The 25,364-nt window shown below is 64.2% G+C and carries 22 protein-coding genes; 6 read left to right on the plus strand and 16 right to left on the minus strand.

What is annotated here, in order from left to right:
• Nucleotides 1-5 precede the first annotated feature (5 nt).
• The 8 genes from M2361_RS10045 to M2361_RS10080 are packed head-to-tail and all read right to left on the minus strand — an operon-like array spanning nt 6 to nt 7,202.
• A complete protein-coding gene (locus M2361_RS10045; protein ID WP_259248632.1) occupies nt 6-554 on the minus strand; it encodes a 3-isopropylmalate dehydratase in 549 nt (182 codons plus the stop codon).
• Entirely contained in the window at nt 551-1,870 is a 1,320-nt protein-coding gene (locus M2361_RS10050; protein WP_259248633.1) for a 3-isopropylmalate dehydratase large subunit, read from the minus strand. Before M2361_RS10050 ends, M2361_RS10045 begins: the two co-directional genes overlap by 4 nt.
• Before the next feature lie 2 nt (nt 1,871-1,872).
• Nucleotides 1,873-2,583 (minus strand): ABC transporter ATP-binding protein, encoded by a 711-nt coding sequence (locus M2361_RS10055; protein WP_259248635.1) that lies wholly within the window; start codon nt 2,581-2,583, stop codon nt 1,873-1,875.
• Nucleotides 2,580-3,335 carry an ABC transporter ATP-binding protein gene (locus M2361_RS10060; RefSeq protein ID WP_259248637.1) on the minus strand — a complete coding sequence of 252 codons (756 nt, stop codon included), beginning with the start codon at nt 3,333-3,335 and terminating at the stop codon, nt 2,580-2,582. The genes M2361_RS10055 and M2361_RS10060 overlap by 4 nt, the downstream gene beginning before the upstream one ends.
• A complete protein-coding gene (locus M2361_RS10065; protein WP_230695475.1) occupies nt 3,328-4,296 on the minus strand; it encodes a branched-chain amino acid ABC transporter permease in 969 nt (322 codons plus the stop codon). The genes M2361_RS10060 and M2361_RS10065 overlap by 8 nt, the downstream gene beginning before the upstream one ends.
• A 2-nt stretch (nt 4,297-4,298) precedes the next feature.
• A complete protein-coding gene (locus M2361_RS10070; protein ID WP_259248639.1) occupies nt 4,299-5,171 on the minus strand; it encodes a branched-chain amino acid ABC transporter permease in 873 nt (290 codons plus the stop codon).
• A 9-nt stretch (nt 5,172-5,180) separates the two neighbouring features.
• Nucleotides 5,181-6,386, minus strand: a complete 1,206-nt coding sequence (locus M2361_RS10075; protein WP_259248642.1) for an ABC transporter substrate-binding protein — start codon at nt 6,384-6,386, stop codon at nt 5,181-5,183.
• Between the two features lie 18 nt (nt 6,387-6,404).
• Complete coding sequence (locus M2361_RS10080; protein WP_259248644.1) at nt 6,405-7,202, minus strand: GntR family transcriptional regulator; 798 nt, start codon at nt 7,200-7,202, stop codon at nt 6,405-6,407.
• Nucleotides 7,203-7,310: 108 nt separating this feature from the next.
• On the opposite strand from M2361_RS10080, the gene M2361_RS10085 reads away from it, so the two are divergent.
• The gene (locus M2361_RS10085; protein ID WP_259248646.1) at nt 7,311-7,760 is read left to right on the plus strand and encodes a GNAT family N-acetyltransferase; all 450 of its coding nucleotides are present in this window, start codon (nt 7,311-7,313) and stop codon (nt 7,758-7,760) included.
• Nucleotides 7,761-7,835: 75 nt separating this feature from the next.
• Here the strand turns inward: M2361_RS10085 and M2361_RS10090 are convergent, their stop codons facing one another.
• Nucleotides 7,836-14,819, minus strand: a complete 6,984-nt coding sequence (locus M2361_RS10090) for an autotransporter domain-containing protein (RefSeq protein ID WP_310508899.1) — start codon at nt 14,817-14,819, stop codon at nt 7,836-7,838.
• Nucleotides 14,820-15,164: 345 nt separating this feature from the next.
• On the opposite strand from M2361_RS10090, the gene M2361_RS10100 reads away from it, so the two are divergent.
• Nucleotides 15,165-15,494: a YciI family protein gene (locus M2361_RS10100; protein ID WP_259248648.1), complete on the plus strand. Its 330-nt coding sequence runs from the start codon at nt 15,165-15,167 to the stop codon at nt 15,492-15,494.
• A gap of 13 nt (nt 15,495-15,507) precedes the next feature.
• Here M2361_RS10100 and M2361_RS10105 read toward each other — a convergent pair whose 3' ends face one another.
• From M2361_RS10105 to M2361_RS10125, 5 genes are all read right to left on the minus strand, one after another.
• Nucleotides 15,508-16,134 (minus strand): membrane integrity-associated transporter subunit PqiC, encoded by a 627-nt coding sequence (locus M2361_RS10105; protein WP_259248649.1) that lies wholly within the window; start codon nt 16,132-16,134, stop codon nt 15,508-15,510.
• Nucleotides 16,134-17,702: an intermembrane transport protein PqiB gene (locus M2361_RS10110; RefSeq protein ID WP_259248652.1), complete on the minus strand. Its 1,569-nt coding sequence runs from the start codon at nt 17,700-17,702 to the stop codon at nt 16,134-16,136. Before M2361_RS10110 ends, M2361_RS10105 begins: the two co-directional genes overlap by 1 nt.
• 89 nt (nt 17,703-17,791) lie before the next feature.
• Nucleotides 17,792-18,427, minus strand: coding sequence for a paraquat-inducible protein A (locus M2361_RS10115; RefSeq protein WP_259248653.1), 636 nt, complete (start codon nt 18,425-18,427; stop codon nt 17,792-17,794).
• Nucleotides 18,424-18,978, minus strand: coding sequence for a paraquat-inducible protein A (locus tag M2361_RS10120; protein ID WP_259249273.1), 555 nt, complete (start codon nt 18,976-18,978; stop codon nt 18,424-18,426). Before M2361_RS10120 ends, M2361_RS10115 begins: the two co-directional genes overlap by 4 nt.
• Nucleotides 18,979-19,117: 139 nt before the next feature.
• On the minus strand, nt 19,118-19,699 hold the full coding sequence (locus M2361_RS10125) for a lipid-binding SYLF domain-containing protein (protein ID WP_259248655.1): 582 nt from the start codon (nt 19,697-19,699) through the stop codon (nt 19,118-19,120).
• Between the two features lie 234 nt (nt 19,700-19,933).
• Here M2361_RS10125 and M2361_RS10130 point away from each other — a divergent pair, with 234 nt between their 5' ends.
• From M2361_RS10130 to M2361_RS10145, 4 genes are all read left to right on the plus strand, one after another.
• Nucleotides 19,934-20,305: a hypothetical protein gene (locus M2361_RS10130; RefSeq protein ID WP_259248657.1), complete on the plus strand. Its 372-nt coding sequence runs from the start codon at nt 19,934-19,936 to the stop codon at nt 20,303-20,305.
• 168 nt (nt 20,306-20,473) lie between these two features.
• The gene (locus M2361_RS10135; protein WP_259248659.1) at nt 20,474-21,469 is read left to right on the plus strand and encodes an AraC family transcriptional regulator; all 996 of its coding nucleotides are present in this window, start codon (nt 20,474-20,476) and stop codon (nt 21,467-21,469) included.
• 224 nt (nt 21,470-21,693) lie between these two features.
• A complete protein-coding gene (locus M2361_RS10140; RefSeq protein WP_259248661.1) occupies nt 21,694-22,683 on the plus strand; it encodes a DUF1254 domain-containing protein in 990 nt (329 codons plus the stop codon).
• Between the two features lie 32 nt (nt 22,684-22,715).
• Entirely contained in the window at nt 22,716-23,744 is a 1,029-nt protein-coding gene (locus tag M2361_RS10145) for a helix-turn-helix domain-containing protein (protein WP_259248663.1), read from the plus strand.
• 11 nt (nt 23,745-23,755) lie between these two features.
• On the opposite strand, the gene M2361_RS10150 is transcribed toward M2361_RS10145, so the two are convergent.
• A complete protein-coding gene (locus M2361_RS10150) occupies nt 23,756-24,550 on the minus strand; it encodes a hypothetical protein (RefSeq protein WP_259248665.1) in 795 nt (264 codons plus the stop codon).
• Nucleotides 24,547-25,305, minus strand: a complete 759-nt coding sequence (locus tag M2361_RS10155) for a phosphatase PAP2 family protein (protein WP_259248667.1) — start codon at nt 25,303-25,305, stop codon at nt 24,547-24,549. Before M2361_RS10155 ends, M2361_RS10150 begins: the two co-directional genes overlap by 4 nt.
• Between the last annotated feature and the right edge of the window lie 59 nt (nt 25,306-25,364).

Below are 25,364 nucleotides of genomic sequence, written 5' to 3' on the forward strand. Positions count from 1 at the left end.
TCTTCCTAAGAGGTTTGACGCTGTTTCAGCAGATTCAGCAGTCCGCCGGCCCGCACCATGTCCATCAGGAAGGCGGGTACGGTTTCGCAATGCAGTTCAGACGGGTCGGCGCCGGCCGCGCGGCCGATGCGACCAGACTCGGGGTCCAGGGTGATGCGCTCGCCTTCCGCCAGCACGTCCGCCTGCGCGCAGGTCAGGAGCAGCAGGCCGACGTTGAAGGCGTTGCGAAAGTACAGGCCGTTGAAGGACGGCGCGATCACGGCGGCCACGCCCAGACGCACCAGGGCCGACGCCGCCTGCTCGCGCGACGAGCCGATGCCGAAATTCGGCCCGGCCACCAGGACGTCGCCCGGCTGCACCTGCCCCGCGAATTCCGGGCGGACCCGTTGCAGGCAATGGCGCGCAATCTCGTCGATGCCGAACTTCATGTAGGCGCCTGGCGCCAGCGCGTCGGTGTCGATATCGGCCCCCACGCGCCAGACGCGATGGGTTGATGTGCCGTGCGTGGCGGTGGCTTCGGTTGCGCTGGGGGGTGTTGCGATCCGGCGCGTCATGCCATCACCTCGCGCGGGTCTGCGATGCAGCCGGCCACGGCGGAGGCCGCCACGGTGTAGGGCGACGCCAGATAGACCTGCGCCGTCTCGGACCCCATGCGGCCCTTGAAGTTGCGCGCCGTGGTGGAGATGACGCTGGCGCCGTCGGGGATGGACCCGCCATAACCGGCACAGGCCCCGCAAGACGTGGCCAGCACCTGGGCGCCGGCGTCTTGCAGCACCTGCATCACCCCTTCCTGTTCTGCCTGCTGCTGGTCCAGGCGGCTGGCCGGCGCCACCATCAGGCGCATGCCCTGTGCCAACCGACGCCCGCGTAATACGCTGGCCGCCGCGCGCAGGTCCTCCAGCTTGGCGCCCGTGCAGGCGCCGATGTAGGCCACTTGCACCGGCACATCACGGTACTGGTCCACGTCGCGCGCATTCGCCGGGCTGTGGGGCGCGGCCACCTGCGGCGCCAACGAGGCAGCGTCGAAGTCGTGCCATTCGGCCTGCGCGCCCGCATCGCTTTGCCAGCGGGCCAGGTCCAGTGCTTCGGTCACGCCCGCCGCGCGCAGGTAGGCGGCGGTGGTTTCGTCAGGCGCAATCAGGCCCACCTGCGAGCCCAGCTCGGCGCTCATGTTCGACAAGGTCATGCGTTCCTGCATGGGCAGCGCGCGCACGGCCTCGCCGCAGAATTCCACGGCCTGGTAGCGTCCGCCATTCATGCCGTAGCGGCCGATCATGTGCAGCATCATGTCCTTGGCGGTCACGCCGGCAGCCAACCGGCCGTTCCAGCGCATCATCAGCGTCTGCGGCACCTTGACCCAGATCTTGCCGGTGACGGCCACGCCCAGCATTTCGGTGCTGCCGATGCCGAACATATAGGCGCCGAACGCCCCACCCGTGGGCGAATGCGAATCTCCGCCCACGCAGAACATGCCGGGGCGAATATGGCCATGCTGCGGCACGACCACGTGGCAGATGCCGACCGAGTCGTACACGTTGGGCAGTTGCTGCCCCGCCGCCCAGTCGCGCGCGATGCGCACGATGCGGCGCGATTCATCATCGGATTCGGGCACGTAGTGGTCGATGACCAGCACGATCTTTTTCGGATCCCACAGCGATGCGCCCAATTCTTCCAGCATGGGCTGCAAGCGCCGGGGGCCGCTGGAATCATGGAACATCGCCAGGTCGACGGCACAGGTCACGATTTCGCCCTGCTCGACCGAGGCACGCCCACAGGCGGCGGCGATCAGCTTCTGGGCCAGGGTTTGTGGCGGACTGGGGGGTGGGCTATGGGGCGGACTTTGCAGCCGCGGGGCTTGATCAACAGGCATCGCTACATCCCCAGATAAGCGCGGCGCACGTCGTCGCTGGCCATCAGTTGCGCGCACGGCCCGCTATAGCGGATCGCGCCGTTTTCCATCACGTAAGCGCGCTGCCCCGTTTCCAGCGACTGGCCCACGTTCTGCTCAACCAGCAGAATCGCCAGCCCATCGGCGTGCAGGCGCTGGATCAGGCCGAACAGTTCTTCCACCATCAAGGGCGACAGCCCCAACGACGGTTCGTCCAGGATCAGCAGGCGAGGCTCGGCCATCAGGCCGCGCCCGATCGCCAGCATCTGCTGTTCACCGCCCGACATGGTGCCGGCCAGTTGCGCCAGCCGCTCGCGCAGGCGCGGGAAGATATCCAGCACGCGGTCCAGATTGGCCGCGCGATGCTCACGCGCCCGGGTGAACGAGCCCAGCTCCAGGTTTTCGCGCACGCTAAGGTTCGGGAAGATGCGGCGGCCTTCGGGCACCTGGATCAGGCCGGCCTTGACCACGTCGCGGTAGTGCCGCCCGGTCAGGTCCTGCCCTTCAAAGCGCACCGATCCGCCCCAGGGTTTGCAAAGCCCGCAGACGGTGTTGTTCAAGGTGGACTTGCCGGCGCCGTTGCTGCCCAGCAGGACGACGATCTCGCCTTCGCCCACCGTCAGGTCCACGCCGCGCAGCACTTCCATGCGCCCGTAGCCCGCCTTCAAGCCCGAGACTTCCAGCAGCGCGCTCATGCCGGCGCCCCTTGCGCGGCCAGCCGTGCCGCCGCGCCGTGCCCCAGATAGGCTTCCACCACCGTCGGGTCGCGCGTCACTTCGCCGGGCGTGCCCGACGCAATCAAGCGCCCCTGCGCCAGCACCCATACGTGTTCGGCAAGGCTCATCACCGCGCGCATGACGTGTTCGATCATCAGCACGGTGACGCCATCGTCCACCAGCTTTTTCACCACCGGAATCATCTCGTCGATCTCACTCGGATTCAGGCCTGCCAACACCTCGTCCAGCAGCAACAGGCGCGGGCGCGTGGCCAGCGCGCGGGCCAGTTCCAGCCGCTTGCGCCCCGCTACCGTCAGGTCGGCGGCGGGCTTGTCCAGCACGCCGTGCAGGTTGACACGCACGGCCACCGCTTCGGCCTCGGCCAGGGCGGCGCGCCGGTCGCGCAGGCGCAAGTGCGCGCCCACCGCGATGTTCTGGCGCACCGTCTGCGCGCCAAAGGGCTGCACGATCTGGAAGGTGCGGGTCAGGCCCAGTTGCGCGGACTCGTGCGGGGCGCGGCCCGTGATGTCCTGCCCGGCAAAATGCACCGAGCCGGCGCCGGGTTTCAGAAAGCCGGACAGCAGCGCGAACAGCGTAGTCTTGCCGGCGCCGTTGGGGCCGACCAGCGCGGTCAGTGAGCCTTGCGGCACGGCCAGGTTCACGTCCTGAACCGCCTTCAGGCCACCAAAGGAAATAGACAGGTTGCGGGCTTGCAGCAGGATCTCAGACACGGGCGCGCTCCTTGCCAAACAGCCCACGCAGCGATTGGCCGCTGCCGCTGATACCGCGCGGCAGGAACATCACGATCAGGATCAGCACCACGCCGTAGATCACCATGCTGATGCCGGGCAGTTCCCCAAACAGGTTGCGCGTCAGGTCGGCCAGGCCATGCAGCGCCACCGCGCCCAGCACCGGCCCCCACAGCGTGCCCATGCCGCCCACGATGGCGCCCACCAGGGCTTCCACCGACACGGCCGACCCAAAGGCGATGCCCGGGTCGATGTACTGGAACACCTGCACGTAAAACGCGCCCGCCGCGCTCATGAACGCCGCCGACAACGCAATGCCGCCCAGCTTCACGCGCAGCGGATTCACGCCGATGGCGCGCGCCGCGTCCTCGTTGTCGCGCACCGCTTGCAGGTAGGCGCCAAAGCGCGAATGGCGCAGCCAGGCCGTGACGGCCAGCGCCAGCACCACGAACGCCAGCAGCAGATAGATATAGCCCCGGCGCGACACGAACTGCATGTTGGCCGCGCCCTCTTGCAGCGGCACCATCAGCCCCACCCCGCCACCCGTGAAGGGCGCCGACAGGGCCAGGATGCGGAACACCTCGGCAAAGGCCAGCGTCACCAGCGCAAAGTACGAACCCTTGAGCCCGTAGCGGAACGTCAGCCCGCCCACCGCCAGCCCCGTCAGCGCGCCCAGCGCAATGGCCATCGGCAGCGCCAGCCAGGGGTTGATGCCCAGGCTAAGCTGGCCCAGCGCCTGCGCATAGGCCCCAACGCCAAAGAACAGCGCGTGGCCGAACGACAACTGGCCGCCGTAGCCACCCAGAATGTTCCAGGCCTGCGACAGCAGCGCCGCGTACAACGACATCATCACAAACGTCAGCAACACGCCCGACTGCGCGAAGGTCGCCAACACGGCCAGCGCCACCCCGAACAACGCAATGGAAATAAGATCCCGGTTCATGCTCAGCCCCTCGCCCCGAACAGCCCCTGCGGGCGAAACAGCAGCACCGCGATGAAGATCGCAAAAATGCCCATCTGGCCCAGCGAGTCGCCCAGGAACAGGCCCCCGATGGACTCCACCACGCCAATCAGCAAGCCGCCCACCAGCGCCCCCACGAAGCTGCCCATGCCGCCCAGCACCACGATGGTGAAGGCCACCAGCACAAAGCCGCTGCCCACCTGCGGGTTGACGTAGTAGGCAGGTAGCAGGAAGCAGGCCGCCGCGCCCAGGCAGGCCATCCCGATGCCGAACGACAGCGCATAAACCTTCTCAACATCAATACCCATCAGCTTGGCGCCCTGCTTCTCGCGCGCCACCGCGCGTATGGCGCGGCCCAGGTCGGTGCTGCGGATAATCCAGAACAGCACCGCCGCCACGGCCAGCGCGCCGAAAAAGGCGATGACCTTGGGCAGCGCGATCATGGCGGGGCCGATCTCAACCGTGCTTAGCGTGTAGGCCGTGTCGATGCTGCGCGTGTCCGACTTGAACCACACCAGCGCCAGGTTTTCCAGCACGATGGCCAGGCCCAGCGTCACCAGCAGAATGTTCTCGTCCTTGCCATGGCTGGCGCGGTTGATCACGAAGCGCTGCAACGCATAGCCCAGCACGAACATGCCCGCCACCACCAGGGGCAGCGCCGCGTAGGGGTCGATGCCCAGCCGGTCTTTCAGCAGGTAGACGGCGTACAGCGCCACCATCAGCGCGGCGCCGTGGGCAAAGTTGATGATGTGCAGCACCCCGTAGATCAGGGTCAGCCCCAGGGCGATCAGCGCGTACACCGCGCCGGTCGTCAGGCCGTTCAGCACCGATGAAAAGAGGATGGCGGGATCCAGCATGCTGCGCGCTCAGGCCTTCAACGGAAAAATGGCGTCAGCCTGGCGGTATTCGGCCGGGATGATCACCTTGATGTCGCCACCGATGACTTGCGTCAGAAGCGGCTGCGCGCCCGTGTTCTGACCGTTGACGAACTTGGTCGGGCCATACGGCATGAGGTTGTCGTGGAAGGTGCTGGACGCCAGCGCGTCGGTGATGGCGGCACGGTCGGCCGACTTGGCGCGTTCGATGGCGTCGGCCAGCAACTGCACGGCCACGTAGGTCATGAAGACCTCGTAGCTGAAATACGCGCCCTTCTCTTCCACGCGCGCCTTCAGCGGCGCCACGCGCGCATCCTTGGGATTGAACCAGTGGTTGCAGTCGATGATGCCGTTGGCGATGTCCGGAAATTCCTTCAGGAACTTGTAGCTGGACGCCGCGCCTCCCAGCACCGAAAAAATTGCCTTGGGCTGCACCTTCTGCTGCTTCATGGCGCGCAGCAGCAGCGCGTATTCGTTGTAGTAGTTGGCCGGGATGACGATGTCCGGGTTCACGGACCGCATGCGCAGCACGATGTTGTTGAAGTCGCGCGTGGGGTTCGGGTGCTTCACCACTTCCTTCACCTCGAAGCCATGCTGCGGCAGCGACTTCGACAGCAACGCCGCCGTGCCGGTGCCGAACAAGGAGTCTTCGTGCACGATCATCACGGTCTTGGCCGGCTTGCCGGCGGCATCGTTCAAGGCCACCAGGTCGGCAATGGCGCGTTCGCTACAGGCGCGGTAGCCCGGGCCGAAGCGGAAGGTGTTCTTCAGGCCACGCTCCACAATCTGGTCGGCCACGCCCACGTCAACCACGTGCGGCAGGTTGTACTTGGCCGCGGTCTGCGTGGTGGCCAGGCAGATGGCCGACGCATACGCGCCGACAATGGCCGACACGCCCGCCTCGTTCATCTTTTCCACTTCGGCCGAACCCGCCTCGGGCCGCGACTGCGCGTCGCCCAACACGGCCGACAACGGCGCGCCGCCCAAAGACTTGATGCCGCCCGCCTTGTTGATGTCTTCAATGGCCAGCAGCGCGCCCAGCCGGCATTGCTGGCCCGAATACGCCAAGGCGCCCGTCACCGGGTGCAGCACGCCCACCTTCACGGGCGTGGCGCCTTGCGCGCGCGCCACCCAGGGCGCGGATAGCAGCGCCGTGGCGGCGGCGGATCGATAGAGAAAAGTGCGGCGCGAATTCATGGGAGATCTCCGAAGGGTTCAATGAAATTGGGCCGACAGCTCTTCGCTGACCCAGACTTTGGCGTCGATGCTGCCGACGCGCGACAACTGCAATTGGTATTGGTAGCGGTCGGGCCGGTACAGGCCCTGCAAGAGCTGCACGGGGCGGTCGTTCACGTCGCGCACGACGCGGGTCACGGCCAGCAGCGCCGACCCCACCGACACATCCAGATGGCGCGCCACTTGCGCATCGGCCAGGCGCGCCGAAATGGTTTGCGTGGCGCCGCCAAACTCCACGCCGGCCGCTTCCAGCAGCATCAGCAAGGGTTCGCGTTCCAGGTCTTCGCGCGTGAAATCAGCCACCGCCTGCGGCACGTAGGTGGTGATGTGCGACAGCGGCCCGGCCTCGGTGCTGCGCACGCGCAGGCTCTTGTGGACCGGCGTGCCCACCGGAATGCCCAGCGACTCGGCCACCGTGGGCGGCGCGGACACCAGCGCGCTGTCCAGCACCTGCACAGAGGTGCGCAGGCCCATGTTGACGATGTTCTCAAGCAGCCCGGTCAGGTGCGCCTTCTGCGACGCGTTGGCCGCGGGCGGAGCCTGCGTGCGGGACGCCCCGCGCAATGGCCAAGTCCCCAGCCCCGGACGCCGCGACACCAGCCCATCAGCCACCAGCATTTCCATGGCCTTGCGGATGGTGATGCGCGCCACGTCGAACTGATCGGCCAGGGCGTGCTCGCCGGGCAAGCCGTCCTGGTCAAAACGGCCCTCTTGCAACTGCTCGCGCAGCACAAGATAGATCTGGTGGTATTTCGGCAGAGGCAGTGTGGTTCCCATGCCGGAAACTCTAGGGGTGTCCTAATGTACCGTCAATGGAACAAATGGCTGGTGGGGTTGTTCTATCGGGAAAACACTGACGGTGTGACATCTGTTAGGGTACGTGCCATGCCCATCACCTACCGATCCGCCATTGCCGACGACGCCGCCGCGTGTATCACGCTGCGGACCCAGACCCGCGAAAACGCGGTCACCGAAGCGGAACTCGCCGCCGCCGGCATCACGCGCGAAACCTGGGCGGCGGGGATCGACGCCGGCCTATACCCCGGCGTGGTCGCGATGGACGGCGATGTGCTGGCGGGCTATTGCTTCGCGCACCGGGATACCGGCGAGATCGTCGTGCTGGCCTTGCTGCCCGACTATGAAGGCCTGGGGGTGGGCAAGACGCTCTTGGGCATGGTGCTTGAGGCGCTACGCACGCGCGGATTTGCACGTGTGTTCCTTGGCTGCGCCACGGATCCGGCGGTGCGATCTTATGGGTTTTATCGGCACCTGGGATGGCGCTCGACCGGCACGTTCAACGACGCGGGCGATGAGGTGCTGGAGTACTTGTTTTAAGGTGTTTTGTTTTTAAGGTGTCAGACTGCAATTCCTTATTTACAAGGTGATATTGCAGTCTGACACCTTATTTCCTCAATACCGCCAGCGCACGTTCAATGACCCCGCGTGTTCGCGATTTCCGCCGCCGTACTGTCCGCTGTAATTCAAGCCCACGGACGCATTCTTAGACACCGCCACTTCCGCGCCCAGCTCGGCAACGGCAGCGTTACGCGCGATCGGCGCACCCGACACCGTGAACGCCTGGCCGCCGTCAAATGCCATCGTGGATTGCGGCAGCACATCGCCAAAGGCATGGCGCCAGCCCAGCGTGGCTTGCAAGCGGCCTTCGGCGCCACTCAGCGTGAAGTCCGTTTGTGCGCGCATGCCGAGCGTGCTGCTGGTTTGTTTGTCGCTGCTGCTTTGGCCGTTCAAGGCCGCCGAGCCGCCAGATTCCGAGAAGCTGCGGCTGCGCAGGTCGCTCCAGGCCAGGCCCACGAAGGGTTCTAGCGTGGTGCGGTCGGACAAGGGCATGGCGTAGCCCAGCTCGGTGAAGAGCTGGGTGGTGCTGGCGCCGTAGTCTGCCGTGAGCTTTTGCGATGCGCCGGCCACGGTGGCATAGCGCTCGGTGCTGACGTCGTGCCAGGTGTACGACGTGCCGACCAGCAGGTTCAGCTTGCCCGCGCCGGCGTCAAACGATTTGCCGCCATAAATGGCCGCGCTGTAGCCGGACACATCGGCGTTGGACGAACGATCATCCACGCGGATCTTGCTGTCGGTGTAGCCGACGGCCCCGCCCACGCGCCAACCGTTGCCCACCGCATGGTCGGCGCCGACGAAGACACCGCCCGTGTGTTGACGCACTTGCGCGGTGTTGTCCGTGGCGTTCTGCGTTTGCCAGTTGCCGACAAGCTCAGCCCAGGCGGGCTGCGCGTTCGACGACGGCAAGGCGGACGCGGACATCATGCCGCCCGCCTGTGCGGTGGGCGCGCCCGGACGCATGCCCGCGTTCAGGTTCGCGCGCAGGTGCGACAACGGCAGCGTGCGCGTAGTGCTGCTGGAGCCCATCAGGCTGGACGCGACGCTGGCGTGCGCTTCGCCGGACAGGCTGTTGAAGGCTGCCGGCGGCGCGCCTTCGGGCAAGGTCAGGATGTATTGGTGCAGCGCATTGTCGGAGGGCAGGCTGTCCAGTGCATTGGCGACGGCGCGTTGGTTGCCGGTGCGCGCTGCGTCGGCGAAAGCGATTGGACGGGAGGGAGTGCCAGGCTCTGCCGGCACCACCTTGCGCCCGAGTTGCAGCGTGACATCCTGCGCGCCATAGCGCAGGGCTGGGGCCAGGAAGGCATAGTTCGACGACACGTTGTCGAACTGGCCGTTGATGGCGTTGGCGCTCAGGATGGTGTACTGGCGCGTGGTTTCAAAGCCGCCTTCCGGCCCGACGTGCACTACCGAACCGGCCAGATTGGCGACGCCGCTGACGGCCACGCGGGCGCTGTCGGATGAGGCCGGATCGGCGGCCACTTGGTAGACCGCCCCCGGCATGAACGTCAAATTCCCCGCCACGTTCAAGGTGCCGTTGACCTTGCCCGGCGCCAGCATGGCGCCGCTTTGCAGCGTGGTCGTGCCGACTTGGCCTGAGCCTTGCAGCAGCGTGCCGCTGGCCAGCGTCAGCGTACCACCCAGCTTGCCGCTCGATGCCATGTTCAACGCGCCCGCCTGCACCAGCATGCTGCCGGTGTAGCCGCTGCCGTCTCCCGACACGGTAAGCACGCCCGCCCCTGCCTTGGTCAAGTCTCCGCTGCCACTGATCGCGCCGGACAAGCCGAGCGTGGTGCCGGATGACACATCGATGCCGCTCGCCTGCGTCAGCGTGATGGCGCGGTTCGTGTTGAAGCTGGCCGTCGTGGCCAGCACGCCGCCGCTCAACGTCAAGCCGCCCGTTGCCGCGCCCAGGTTGGCGTCCTTGGACACCGACAACGTGCCCACTCGCACATCCGTGCCGCCCGTGTAGGTGTTGTCGCCCGTCAGCACCAGGCGGCCGAAGTCGCTCTTGGCCAGTTTGCTGGTGCCCGTCAGGCTGGCGGCGATGGTACCCGTCATGCCGGCGTCGGCCGACGACCCCGAGCCCACGCGGATGATGCTTTCACCGCCCAGGCCTTGCAGAGCGATGGCGTCGCCTTCAATGCGGTAGCCATCGGTGGCGATCTGCATACCCGTGACGCCGATCGCGCCTGCCGATGCATCCACCGTGACCGTGCCCGCTTGCGCCTGGAAGACGGCGTAGGTGGGGTTGGGTTGGAACGCACCGTTCAGCGTGCCGTTCACGTTGGCCCAGTTGCGGCCATCGGCGCGCCAGGTGCCCGCGCCACCGTCGATGGCGCCGTTGTCGTGGCGGGTGGCGTTGCCGCCGTCCCAGTAACCCAGCAAGGCGCCGGAGGTCGACGCCAGGTTCACTTGTCCGCCCACGGCCGTTTGCAGCGTCAAGGCACTGGCATCGACGCCAAAGGGCGTCGCGCCCACGGTCAAGCCGTTGTTGACCAAGCTGCCGCCATAGTCAAACAGGCGATAAACCCCTGCACCAAAGCCGCCTTGATCCGTCACGTTCAGCGTGCCGGCCAGGGTCAGGTTGCCGCCGACATCAAACAGTGCGCTGTTCGGCGCCAGACCCAATGCCACGTTGACCTGGCTGGTGTTGGACAGCGACAAATCGCCACCAACGGCCAGCGTCTGCCCTTGCACGCCTTCCAGCACGCCGCCCGCCAGCGTGGCGTTGCCGTTGACGCGGCCCGAGCCGGACAGAATGCCCGCGCCGCTGACCGTCACGTTGCCACCCAGGACGCCGTTATTAGCCAGGCGGCCGCCCGTGACGGAGACGGAACCGCCCAGTGCGTTCGTCACTTGCAAGGTACCAGCCTGAACCTGCGTTTGGCCGCTGAAGCTGCTGCTGTCAGCCAGCAGTTGCAGTGTGCCCGCGCCGGTCTTCGTGACCTGTCCCGCGCCCGCCAGCATGCCGCTAAACGACGCGCTGCCGGTTTGGTCGAAGCGCGCCTGGGCGCCCGATGCGATGTTGGTATTGCTGCTGTAGCGTCCGGCGCTGACAGCCAGCGTGCCGGCATCAACGCGCCAGTCTTGTGCGTTAAGGCCGGTCAGCGTCAGCGTACCCACGCCTTGCTTGGCCATCGTGCCCGTGCCGGAGACATCGCCCGCGTAGGTCGCGTCGGTGGCTTGGTTGAACACGACAGCGCCGTTGTTCAGCAGATTGCCCCGAATTGACGCCTCGTTGCCCACCAAGGTGCCCGTGCGAACTTCCGTGCCGCCCGTATAGGTGTTGGCGCCCGTCAGCACCAGCGTGCCGTAGTCGGCCTTCACCAGCTTGCTTGCCCCGGTCAGGTTCGACGCGATGGTGCCCGTGATGGCCGCGCCCGACACATCGCCCGAGCCCACGCGCACAACGGTTTCCGCGCCGCCAGCCAGCGCAATCGAATCGCCTTCAATGCGGTAACCGGTCGACGCGATCTGCATGCCTGTCACGCCGACCGCGCCCGCCGTGTCGTCCACCGACACGGTGCCTGCCTGGCCCTGGAACACGGCAAAGGTGGGGTTGGGCTGGAAGCGGCCGTTCAGAATGCCGTCCTCGTCGGTCCAGTTCAGCCCATCGGTGCGCCACGCGCCCGCGCCGCCGTCGATGACGCCGTTATCACGCTGGGCGGCGTTGCTGCCGTCCCAGAAGCTCAGCGTCGCGCCGGCGGTGGACATCAGGTTGACCTGGCCGCTGACAGCCGTCTGGATGCGCAGGTCATCAGCCGTAACGCCCGTGGGCGCGGCGCCGATGGCCAGCGTGTTCGAGGTCAGCGTGCCGCCATAGTCAAACAGGCGATAGACGCCGGGGCCAAACCCGCCATCGTCGGTGACGTTCAGCGTGCCGGCCAACGCCAGGTTGCCCTGCACATCGAACAGCGCGTTGGACGGCGCATTGCCCAGCGCCACATTGACCTGGCTGGCGTTGTTCAGCGTGAGATCGCCGCCGATCTTCAGCGTGCCGCCTTGCGCGCCTTGCAGGGTGCCGCCCGTCAGCGTGACGTTCTGGCCGATGGTGCCGGTGCCCGACAGGATGGCGGTGTTGCCGATGGCGGCATTGCCGCTTAGCGCGCCCGTCACGTGCAGGCGGCCGCCCACCACGTTCGCATTGCCGCCCAGTTGGTTGGCCACGGTCAGCATGCCGCTTTGCACGCGCGTGGTGCCGGTGTAGGCGCTGCTGTCCGCACTCAGGGTCAGCGTGCCCGCGCCGGTCTTTTCAAACACGCCGCTGCCGGAAAGCTTGCCGGCATAGCTGCCATTGGCCGCTTGCGCAAAGCGCAGCGTGCCCGCGGCGCCGATCATGGCGTTGGCGCTATAGCGCGATGCCTCGCTGGCAAGCGTGCCTTGTTCGATGTTCCAGCTCAGCGTGTTCGTGCCGGCCAGCGTCAGGACACCCGCCCCGCGCTTGGTGATGGAGCCGGTGCCCGACATTGAACCAGCGGTGCTGCCGTCCACGCCCTGGTCAAAGATGACCGATCCGTTGTTGAGCAAGTTGCCCGCGATCGACGCGCTGTTGCCGATCAGCGTGCCAGCCAGTACTTGCGTGCTGGCGTAGCTGTTGGTGCCCGATAGCGTCACCGCGCCCAAGCCGCTCTTGACGAAAGCGCCCGTGCCCGAGATCGCGCCGGTCAAACCCAGTTGCGTGCCGTCCGCCACATTGAATGTGCTGTCTTGCGCCAAGGAAACATTGCGACTCGTGTCGAAGCTGGCGGTCGTGGCCAGCGTGCCGCCGGACATCTCCAGGTCCCCGACGGCCGCGCCCAGGCTGACGTCGGCGGATACCGACAGCGTGCCGCCCTGGATGGAGGTGCCGCCCGTATACGTGTTGGCGCCAGACAGCGTCAGCGTGCCCGCGCCGGTTTTATTCAACCGGCCAGAGCCGTCCAGCACCGTCGAGGTGCCCACGTCGAAGCCGTTGGAATCCAGGTATATGCCGCCCGCGCCCAGCGTGATGTCGCCCGGGGCGAAGCCCCGGAAGAGGTTGGCTTCCGAGGCTGTCGCCCGCAGCACGCCACCATTGAAGTCGACGGTGCTTATGGGGGTGCCGGCATGTCTTTCAACGTACGCTGTCTGCAAAACCCCTCGGCCGGTCGCGTCCGAACCGTTGATTTCCGCAGATCCGCCAATACCGGCAATCTCTATCTGCTGAGCGCTCAATGTGGCGCCCCCGTCCACGACCACCGAGCCCATCCCGCCTGATCCGCTGCCGAGGATCACTCCGAATTGGCTGTCCCATCGCGAATTTGCGCCAGAGACCAGGGCGGTCCCGACGTCAACATAACCGAGGAAGCTCTTCACTGCGGATACCTGAGCGCCGTTCATGACTTGCAACGAGCCGTTTGCGCCCTGGGCCCCACCGATCACAAGGAAGTTGGCCGACCACGTCGAATCGGGTCCCTTCACGGTTGCGTTACCGGTATAAGAAGAGGAACCGACTTGCACATCATGGGACGTCAATTGGGCGCCGTTGCTAACGGTCAATTGCGTAGCGGCGCCCGCCCCGATGTACACATCGGAAGTCGCACTGCCCAAGCGCGCCGCGTCGCCCGTCAACTCCATGCCACCGTTGGAAACAATGATCTCTCCTGTCGCGGTGCTGACACCCGACAGCCGCAGCAGGCCGGTGCCGGCGTTGATCAACGAGCCGGTGCCGCTGATGTTGCCGGCGTAGTCGACGGTGTCGCTTCTGTTGAAAACGACCGACGCGCTGAGGAGGTCACGATCTGCCATGACGATATCGCCCACGATTGAGCCCGTGGTGCCGCCCTGACCTATTTGCAGCGTGCTCCCGGATACCGTCGTTCCACCCGTGTACGTGTTGTTGCCGACAAGCGCCGTCGTACCGCTGCTTTTGACTGCAACGGAACCAGAACCTGTGATGCCCGAGTTCAGCGCGTAGGATCCGGCCTGGTTGAAATTGATCGTTCCGTTGTTGACCAGGGTGGTCAGGTTGGCGATCGTGCCGCCCGTCGTTGTGCCGGGCGTATCGTTTCCGATATTGAGGGTGCCATTGGCGTTAATGGTGAACGCACCGCCGCCCGCGAAGTTGGCAATGCCCTGGCCCAGGTTCAGCACCCCGGTTCCGCCGCCCGTGCCGCCGCCGAACACCAGCCGCGCCCCGTTGCCGAACAACAGGGTGGAATTGTCGCCCACCGTCACGGTGCCGTTGCCGCCCAGGCCGCCCGCCTGAGATGCGCTTGCACCTCCACCAGATCCGCCGATCAGAAACGTGTCAGCCACGGTAAGCGCAACGCCCATCAGCGTCAGTACGCCGTCTCCGCCGCGGCCGCCGCTGCTCGTCGCGCTGCTGCCGCCGCCCGCCCCGCCCACCAGCAGCGAACGGTTTACCGTCCAAGTCGCATTGCTGATCGAGAGGCTACCCACTTGGCCGTCGCCGCCCGCCGCGCCGCCGAAGCCGCCACCGCCGCCGCCGCCGCCAATGCCAACGTAGTCGTAGCTTGCCGAAATGTTGGTGGATACCAAGCCAGCCGCTTGAGCGCCCTGGCCTGCCGTACCCGCGAAAGGCGTTCCCAGCAGGTCGACAATGCTGCCACCGTCTCCGCCTGCTCCCCCATTGCCTATGCCACCGCCGGCGCCCAGCGCGCCACCACCGCTACCGCCGCCGCCCGCAGAACCGGTTGGGCCACCAGCGCCGCCGCCGCCCCCGACGCCAGCCTGCCCTCCCGCGGTACCGGATGAGCCACCGGCGCCGCCGCTGCTTCCGCCGGGCGAGTTAATTCCTAAGATCCCGTCGCCCCCACGCGCCAGGCCACCGCCGGCCCCACCACTGAATCCCGCCTTGCCGCCACCGCCGCCCCCGCCGATACCCCCGCCTCCGCCGCTGCCGCCACCAGACGACGACACGCCACCATTACCACCATTGCCCACCAGCAGGTCGGCTGCGAATGACGGGGTTACAGCAAGAGGCATGCAGGTTGCAGCGGCAAGCGCCAGATAGCCAGGGCTAAGTTTCAGCTTGCGGGCGGCAGAAGGGGTACGCATGGGCAATGTCTCGGGTGAGAGGGTTGTTGACGTAAGCAAGCCCGGCGTACAAAGGTTTATTGCTGGCCAGGACAGTGAATCGGACGTTCCACGACAGGCGAAGCAAACATGGGGAATGTTGGAAATTAATTCCGTGCTCTGGAACTTGCCTGACTGATTACAAAACCGCGCGCCGACTACCCCTGTTATCGGCAGACCCAGGGGGAAATTTAGGGGGTGCCGCAGTTTTTTAACTGTGTCCCCATTCAGCCGACTGCCCAGCTATTTACCCGAAATCACCCCACCTCTTCAACCCAATCCCGACAGGGAATAACCCCAATAGGGAATAACGTCAGGAGGCGATTCATGCCAAAGTTCATCACCATCGGATATGGAGACCAAGCGGGCTATGACCGCACCCCGCTCAGCGTCAGAAACGCGGCACACGCGCATGACCAGAAACTTCGGGATAAGGGAGTATTGATGGGCATTGCGGGCGCCCCGGTCCAGGTACGCAATACCGAGGCGGTTCGGGTTGAAACGACGAACGAAGCCTATATGCGCTCACCCTTGCCGGTGGCCGGCTTCGCCATCATCGAAGCCGCTGATTTGGCCGAGGCGATCGATCTGGTGTCCAGAACACCCTGCGCCGTTGCCCACGGCGTGGTTGAAGTGTGGCCACTGGAACAGCCATAGCAAGAAGCCGTGCCTACGGCACCGGCGAAAGCCCACATGTCGACTGGCGCGAGGCCGACCATGTCGTCGCGTCCTGGCCCACCTGATCGGCCAGCGCGGCAATCAAGCGCTGCTGCGCTTGGACGAGCGCGGGATACCCAGCGGCCGCGGGTTGCTCGAAACGGCCTTGGCAAACCAGCCTGGCGCCAGCAGGGTCACGCGCATCCCCCAGGGTCCAGGCTGCTTCAAGCTGCGCGCGCTTTCCCGGCCAGGCGTCAAGCCGGCGAATCTGCAATTTCACCCTGATCACCTGCACGTCGCCTGGCCATGACAAGCCGGCGACGTCCTGGATGCCCAAATGATCGAGCAACCGTGCCGACAACGCATTTCGTATTTCGTCGTCCAAGGGCCCCAACCACCGTTCGTCATCCAGGACGGCGAGCATGCCGCTGTCGTCTTGTCTCACGACGAGTTGGGGCTGATTCAGATACTCCGGCACCGCCACGGGCAGCACTTCAACCACCAAGTTTGCCTGTGCCCGCTGAGGCCGGACATCCTCCTGGGCGGGTAGCAAGGTGTAATGGCGAACCGGTGCGGAAGTGGTGCAAGCAGCCAGGCCCAATGTCAGAACGAACAGGCTGAATCGAATGGATCGGATCATCACCGGGGAGTCTCCTTGGTGCTGGCGGGGGGTGCTCCGGGCGCCTCGAACGTGGCGTTCTTGGGGCGGCCTTGCACCATTGCCTCAGGGTATCGGCTCAAAAGGTCGGTCAATGTGCGTACTGAACGAGCGGCGCGCTGAATCTCCTGAAGGGTCTGTCCCAGGCTTTGTCGCAACGTCGCGTCTTCGGCGAGCATGCCGTGGGCGGCGCCTATGGCTTGTTGCGTCTGGCGCAGGGTCTGCGTGGCCTGCGGCAAGACGTGGCTGTTCACCTGCAGCAGCGCTTTGTTCAGGTTGGCAAAAGACGCATCCAGATTGCGCGCCATGCTGTCCAGTGGCATCTTGTCAATCTTGCCCACAATGCTGGCAACCCGCTCTTGCAGTTGATCGAAGCTGTCGCTAACGGTGGGTAGCGTCAGCGGACGGCGTTGCGCATCAAAGGCCACCTTGGGCGTATTCGGTATGAAGTCGAGGGCGATGTAAAGCTGGCCTGTCAGCAAGTTTCCCGTTCTTGCCTGCGCCCTCAGGCCGTGGTCCACCATTTCTTGCAGCATATGCACCAGCCGGTCTTCCTCGGTACCGCCGGAAGTCGGCATTTTTTCCATGATCTCATCCAGCCGCCGCGGATAAACCACGATGCCGACTTGGGATTGAAAGCGACGCCTGACGGGATCGTAATCCGGCTTGATGGAGACGACCTTGCCCAGGTCCATGCCATCGAACTGCACGGGCGCGCCGATGGCCAGCCCCCGCAAGGATTGCTCGAAGACCAGATAGGCGGTCTGAGAGGGGCCGTCAGGCGGAGCCAGGGCTGCCTGCTGATCCTTGGCCAATTCAAACGTTGCATCCGCCGCCGCGGGTTCGCCGGTCAGGCCCAGGGCCGCGCCGAAGGAAACGCCCCCAGCCAGAATGGTGGCGATCGACTGCGTTTGCAGCTTGAACCCGTCCGCGCCAAGCGAAACATCAACGCCACTGGCGTTCCAGAAGCGCGTCACCGTGGTGACAAAGCGGTCGTAAGGCGCATTGATGAAGAGCCGCAAGGCGACCGCCTTGCCATCCTCGCCCAACTGATACGACGCAACACGGCCAACCTGAATGCGTCGGTAATAGACGGGGGATCCGACGTCCAACGAGCCGAGATCTTCGGTATGCAGAATGAACGAACGGCCAGGCGTGTCGCCTATGACGGTGGGAGGGCTTTCCAGGCCGGTGAATTCCTTTTCGGGTTCCGTCGATTGCCCGCGATCCACGCCGATGTATGCGCCCGACAGCAGCGTATCCACGCCGGAAACCCCATCGATGCCGATGCGCGGTCGCACCACCCAAAACCGCGAGTCCTGACGCGCCAGGCTCGCCGCATCCTTATCCAGCGACACCGTGGCCACCACCCCGGAACCATCTTCGCTAAGGCCGATTGCCGTCACCGTGCCTACGTTCACGTCCTTGTACTTCACAAGGGTCTTGCCCTCTTCGAGACCCGCTGCGGTACGGAACGTGATGTTGATGACTGGGCCTTCTGTCATCCAGGTTTGCACCAGCATGGAAAGGCCGACCAACGCTGCGATCATGGGTACCAGCCAGACCAGCGAGAGCCGCCATTTTCTACGAGGAATCACCGTGGGAACACCAAGCCCTTGAGGGTCCCGGGAGGAATCAATCATTCATCACCACCATTGATTTCACCATCCCAAATATGTCTGGGGTCAAACGACATGGCTGCAAGCATGGTGAAAATGACGACCATGCCGAAGAAAAAGATGCCGACGCGCGGCGATATATCGGTGAGACCTTGGAATTGCACCAACGCAGCCACGACCGCCACCACCACCACATCAAGCATCGACCAATACCCAACAAACTCAACCAGGCGGTACAACTTGGCGCGCTCTCGCATCGCCCACCGACTACGCCGCTGGGCAGTCGCGAGCAACAGACCAAGAATCAGGAATTTCGCGCAGGGTACTGCCACGCTTGCCGTGAAAATCACGAGCGCGATGCCATAGGAACCAGACGTCCAGAACTCCACGGCGCCTTCCATGATGGTGCTGCTGCTGCCCCTGCCCAGCAAACTGGTGTGCATGACCGGCATCAGGTTGGCGGGGATGTAGCAGATGACGGCCGCCAGAAGCAGCGCCCAGGCGCGAGCAATGGCGTTCGGGCGTCGTTGATGAAGCGCCGAGCCACAGCGCGGACACAGGACAGTGTGTCCGGGCGTGGATCTGTGCTCGCAGACCAAGCCACAGGTGTGGCAACCCACCATCGACAACTCGCTTGCGAATGGCGGCCTGCTCATGCCGCGCTTCCCCTTGGCAATGCCGACGCATCTTGGGTCAGACTCCAAAGCGAAGACAGGTCCCGGTGGGCAATCAGGGTGATCAGCACCATAAGGGTCGCGGTCGCCCAGACACCCGCGCCGAGCGAGACTTCAACCAGACTGATCAACTTGATGATCGCCACCAGGATCCCCAGGATGCCAACCTCGACCATGCTCCATGGCCGCAAGCGAGCCAGCATCCGCAGGGCGCGGGCAAAGCCTGGGGCACGGCGGCCGACACGCGCGGGTATCAACACCCAGGAAAGCAGCGAGATCTGTGCAAGCGGCACCAAGATGATCACCAGCGCGGCAACCGCCGCAAGCGGCGCCACGCTTCCTTCTGCCAATGCCCAGGCGAATTCCCACAGGGTTGCCTCTCGATGCATGCCATTCAGGCTGATGCGTACTATCGGGCAGACGTTCGCAATCAGAAAGACGACCGCTGTCGTCATGGTCAAGGCCAACCACCCGTCCACATCCCGCGGATTGGCGCGTTCGAGTACGGCTTCGCATCGACTGCATCGCGCCACCTCGCCCGCCGCCAACGTGCTGCGACGGTACACACTGTCGCACTGCTCGCAAGCCACCAAGTGTGGGTAGGTTTTCATATCCTCGGCCGCATTAACCCGGGGGAAATCGGTACCGCGCAGACAGTCCCCCCAAACACTCTCAGGGCCTGATATTGGTAATCTTGGAACCTTCAAGACCCATGCCCGCCATCAATCCCTGGGCACCGAAAGGCACGGCAAAAACGTCCTGCGACAAGGTCGTGGTAGACACCGTTGAAGCCACGGATTTATCCCACGCCACCAAGCTCGGGCCGCTTCCCAACGCCCAACCATCGCTCTTCTCAAGATAATTCAGCGACTTCTGGTTCATGAAGAAAAGCGCATAGCCGAAGGTCTGGGCGCCGGCTTGAAGCCCCAAGGACACCGCGGAGATTTCGTAGTAACCGATAGCGTTCTTACCCTTTAACAAGGCGCCTTGCCCATGCTCGCCACCGACAAGAAAGCCCGCTTTGTATATCTTGGGAAAAACCAGAACGGCCACCGCTTTCTCGCCCAGCTCTTTCGTGCTGGGTTCGACAGCGTAAAGCTGTTGCAGCGCGGTGGCGGAGTCATTGCGGATCGCCTGTGCGGAATCGGCGTAAGCGCTCGTTGGACCGAACGCGCAGACAAACACCAGCGCCGCCGACCGCAGGCAGTGAGCCAGTCGGTGGCCGACAGATTTCATATCTTTGTGACTTGCCATGAACTTGGAAACCCTTGGTTTGGTGATACGTGCCGATGCACGAACGCGCCCGCCTCGACGCGCCGTACTGTAGCCGGGCGTATCACGGCAAGCTTGCCATTTGGCGCCATAAAAAGAAGGGGTCGCGATCTTTACCGCACAGGTGAGTGGAAAAGAATGCCGAGTTCGGCCTTTTGGGCCGATGTCGAATGTCGTTCAATGTTCTGCTAGTCAACCGGAAGAATAGGTACAGCCATGAACAGAGTTGAACTGTCGACCATGGGCCTTGGCGCCTCGTTAACAAAACAGGGCCGATCCAGCGCGTCCAATGCCTCGTTCGCTGACACGCTGGAAGAAACCCAGCGCAATATGGACCGATTCAAGTCGGGCAAGCCCCCTGCCCCCCTGTCTGACGCTGAACAAGAGCTGCACGATTTTGTGAGCATGTCCGCCGAAGAGCGCTTTTTTGAAATGACGCTGCGGTCGCTAGGCATCTCAAAAGAAGAATATGAGGCGATGACGCCGGCGGAGAAGGAAGAGATTGCCCGACTCGTGCAAGAGCGCATCACTGAACGCGTTAAAGAGAATGCAAGCAGTGGGCGTGCATCGACTTTCGAGCTTGCCTAGCCCGTAATGCCTTGGGGTACGGCGGGTCTACTTACGTCCCGCAAGATCGCCGCGAATGTCTCATGATTCGCGGCGATCTGTCTCAACAGAAGAACTTTTGCGTGGGTTCGCGAAAGCCGCGATGTAAATTCGGCCAGGAATTCACGTCAAGCGGGTAGTTCTAGTTCTGTGTCTGAAGCCAATTCGCATCCCACGCCATCCATCAAGCTTCGCAGTTTTTTGCAGATGGCGCCCTACCTGGCGAGTCGGGGCGTGTATCCCCTGGAGTTCTTCCAACGCCTGGGCATCTCGCCGAACATATTCCAAAACCCCGATATCTGGCTTCCCCGCACCTCGTGCTTTCGCATTTCAAATGAAATGGCGAACGTGGCGCAGGACCCCTACGCTGGCGCCCATGTGGGCCAGTTGACGGAGCTGCGCTCCCTTGGCGTATGGGGAGACCTGGTCATGGATTCGGTCAACATCGCCCAGGCGTGCGCCCGCGCCGCGACGCACGCAGAGCTGCTGCACCAGGGCGGCAAAGTCGACATCGTCACGGAAGGCCGCAGCACCAGGCTGGTGCATCGCTTTACCGGGCGGCTTGACGAGGACCCCCGGCAGTTCGTTCTGGGCAGCCTGGCCGTGCTGCGAAAGATTCCGCTGATGGCCGGCGGCGCATCGGCCATCCGGGTGCACCTGACGGCGACCCGCGCCCGGGGCGACGACGCGCTGGAAGCCTGCCTGGGGCCGAACATCGTGACGGGCGCGGAATACAACATGATCGAGTTTGACCGTGATCTGCTCGACCGCCCCCTGCGCGCACTTAAGGACGACGCCAGCAAGATCACCACGGCGTTGCAGTCCACGATAGACACGGCGGGCCTGCTCATCGAACGCCTATCCGATCAAGACAAAGCCAAGCTGGCTTCGATTTCCAGAGAGATCGGAATGTCGGCACGCACCCTGCAACGGCGCCTTAAACGCAGCGGCGTGGATTTTGATGCCCTGCACGACGAGACGCGCCGATGCGAGGCGCTTCGGCTGATAGCGCTGCGCAAATACTCCGCCACGGAAATCGCGTACATGGTGGGCTACAGCGACCCCGCGCATTTCACGCGTGCGTTCAAGCGCTGGACGGGGCTGGCTCCCTCACGTTTTCGCGCCGCGCTACGCAATGACGCTTGACCCCGCAGGGGTTGCCACAGCAGTGGTCGCAGTAGTGGTCAACACCGTCGTTGCAGGGGCGTGATCCCGCCCCGCGTCATTGGCATCAAATGGCAAGCCCGCCGCCCTACGTTCTTGTACAGTCCGGCTCGGCAGCCCCCCCGGCTGTGGCATCAAATCGAAATTATTGAAGGACGTCCATGTCATATCCATCGGCCTTAAGGATCGTCGCGCTGACGATCGCAATGCTTGGCACGGCAAACGCGCAGCCTTCCCCGGAGTCGGCAACCATCGTGGGCGTCGATAACTTTGTCCGGGCCGAGACCGATCTCTATATGGTTAAGATCGTGGCCGACGGCAGCTTTGGGCGCTTTGTCCATAGCCGCGAGCCCGCGGCCGTGGATGCGCAGAACGTCATCCGCATGAATCGGGACACGCTGTATTCAGGCGCGGTATTCGATCTGGATGCCGGCGCCGTCACCATCACCTTGCCCGACGCCGGCAAGCGGTTCATGTCGATGCAAGTGGTCAGCCAAGACCACTACGTGCCGGCCGTCTTCTACGGCGCTGGACGTCATACGCTAAGCAAGGAATCGGTCGGCACGCGCTATGTTTTTGTGGCAATACGCACGCTGGTCGACCCCGTCAACCCGAAGGATATCCAGCAGGTACACGCGCTTCAGGATGCCATTTCGGTAAGCCAGGCCCGGGTTGGGGAATTCGTTGTACCCAAGTGGGATCAGGCAAGCCAGAAGAAGGTACGCGATGCCCTGCTGGTGCTGGGCTCGACCATCCCGAACTACAACCAGGCATTCGGCACAAAGGACAAGGTTGACCCCATCCAGCACCTGATCGGCACGGCAACGGGCTGGGGCGGCAACCCGGCCAAGGACGCAACGTATCTCGGCTGGACTGCACCGAACAATGACGGCACGGGCGTGTATCGGCTTGAAGTCGGCCACGTGCCGGTCAAGAGCTTCTGGTCCGTTAGCGTGTACAACGCCGACGGCTACTTCCAGAAGAACCCGTATGACGCTTACTCGCTGAATAGCCTGACCGCCGTTAAAAGCGCCGACGGCTCGATAGTCATCCAGTACGGCGGCTGCGACGGCAAGATTGCAAACTGCCTGCCCATCATGCCCGGCTGGAACACCACGATCAGGCTTTATCAGCCTGATGAACAGATTCTTAACGGCAGTTGGCGATTTCCCGAACCCCGGCGCGTTGCGCAATAGCGCTGGGCAAGCACTCAGGGTAAAACGTCGGCATGACCCTCGCAGAAACGTTCATCTCCACTGACGCCATCGAGCCCTCGCTACGCAACGAGTACTGGCGCGAGGTCACTCGACCTTTCTGCGACACCACACCGCTATCCACCGCCAAGCAAGCCCTACTAGAGGGCACCATGCGGATCCGCCATCTAGGCGGCTTGACGCTGGGCGCAACGACCTTCAACGCGCAGCACTACAAGCGCGACCCCGCCACCATTGCTCGCAGCGGGCTGGATCATTATCTGGTCCATGTGGTGGTTGCGGGTTCCATACACGGTGATTTTGACAAGCGTGACGTCGTGGCGGGGGCTGGGGGAATCTGCTTCATTGATCTGGCCCGCCCCTATCAATGCCAGGTGGATGCCGGCGAACGCCTGGCCATGACGATTCCGCGCGCCAGCATCGACAAGGTGCTGGGCGCTCGCGATATTCACGGTCTGGTCCTGGATGCGCACAAGCCGATGACGAGTCTGCTTCGAGACTACCTCTGCGGCTTCCATGCAGTGTCGGGGCAACTATCGGCAAGCGAAGACGTCGCCGCGCTGGAGGCCCTGACCGCCCTGCTTTCCGCAGGACTGGTGAACGCAGCGCCCCTTCAGAGTGGACCGGAATCCGTGTTGGGCCAGGCGTTGCGCGCGCGCGTCCTTGCCTATATCGAACGTCACCTGGCGCAGCCCGAGCTAGGCCCCGCTCTGCTCATGCAACGGTTCAGGGTGTCGCGCGCCCATCTATACCGCGTCTTTTCCGAGCTGGGCGGTATCGCCCACGTCATCAAGACCAAACGCCTGGACGCGGCCTATGCCCGCATCGTTGACCCCCGCCTTGCCAGGCATTCGGTGAGCCAGGTGGCCGCGTATTTTGGTTTCCAAGACATGACCCGCTTCCGCAAGGCGTTCATCGCGCGTTTTGGCGTGGCGCCTGACGAAGCCCGGGAACGATGCCGCCATGCCGCTTCTCCCATCGACAGCAACAACGTCTTGTCGAGCCACTTCTCCGCGCACAGCCCTGCGCCGCGCGCGAAATAAGCCGCGCGCATTCAGAACTGGTAGGACAGCCCCAGGATGGGCCCCTGCTGAACAACGTTGTAGACGAAGCCGTTCCGATTGAAGTTGACGCCAAGCGCCCGATAGCCCAGTACCGCCGAGAAATTCGACTTGAACTGATAAGCAAGCGCCGCCGTCGCGTCCCAATCAAGCTTGGCCTGCCCCGCCCCGATGACGCCCCAGCCGGTCAGATACCAGTGTTCAGTAAGCGCATACTGGCCACGCAACCCCGCCACCGCATCGATCCACGTCGCGCTGTCGCGCTCGCCTCGGCCATCCAGCGCGCCGCCCTTCAACGAGAGCTTGGTGCTGGTGTGCCAGAGCCGTCCGCCGCCAATCACGTCCAGATGGCCCTTGTCGCTTTCCAGCACCTCGTACCCCGCGCCAAAGAACCCGGAGAACGATGTGGTCGTGATGTCGACGCGCCTGGTGAGCCGGCCAAAGGGCGTATTTCCCCGCGCCGATAACTCCGTGACCGTCACATCGCCAACCAGGCTGAAGCGCTGGTAGCGCGCCTCGATAGCGCCCATGAAAGCCAAGTCCAAGTCGCTGACGATGTCGCTGAAACTGGAATCAATCCTGGCCGCCGGCTGGCCGAATTGGCCGACTTTGCCCGAGATTCCGGACGCCCATAGGTAGGGGCTTGCCGTGACACGCCACTGGGCGGGCGACGAGTCCGGCTGCTTGCTCATCAAGGGGCTGACTGGCAGGCTGCTATCGGCAAGCGCAACGCGGCACATCCCAAACGCCATGCTCAGGGCAATCAGAGAATGAGCAACCCGTTTCATGGCTCCCCCGAGCAATCCATGGCCGAGCCGGACTGCCCGGCCTTCGCCGCCTGCACTTCCTTGCGCGCGGCATTCAGGTCGGCGATGAATTCGGGGTTGTTTTGCAGCACGGCAACGGTTGCCGCGCCCATCGTGCGCCCCGCGTCCACATCGCTTTGCCAATGCGCGTTGCAGATGACGCGGCTTTGCCCGAATTCCAGTCCGCGCCGGAACAGAAGGTCGGCACGCTCGGGGTTGATCTGGGCCAGCACCAGCGCCCAGGCCCAACCCGCCGCCGTGTGGCCCGAAGGGTAAGAGCCATCCGTGCGCAGCAAGGATTCCTGCTCGGGAAAACACGTGCCTTCGTTGTGGACGACAAACGGGCGAACGCGGTTGTAGGTGTTCTTGACACCGTAAGTGGACAGCCCCGCGTCGGTCAGCACCTTCTGCATCAACGTATACAGATGCGGCGTATGCGCTTCGCTGATATCGACGCCCATGGCGCATGAGAAATTCTTGGCGGGTTGCGGAAATTGCAGGTCCGCATCCAGGCGCGCCAGCTTCGCACGCGCGGACCCTCGCAACGGAACCGCCGCCGCCCTCGCCTCTTCGTCGCGCGCCAAGGCGGCGCTGTTCGCGGCAGGCGGCGGACCAAGCAATTCCAGGCTGTTGGGTAAGCTTTCTTTGGGCAGATAGCCGGGAGCCAGCTGAAAATGCGGATCCGTGACCGCCTGGTCCGGCGCATTGTCCGCCGCAATCGCCAACGCGTTGCTCATGCCGATAGAAACGAAAAGAACGCTGATTGCCTTGCGACGTAGCTTGGAATGCATGGGTG

This window comes from Achromobacter sp. JUb104 (genome assembly GCF_024806975.1).
Taxonomy (GTDB): Bacteria; Pseudomonadota; Gammaproteobacteria; order Burkholderiales; family Burkholderiaceae_B; genus Achromobacter; species Achromobacter spanius.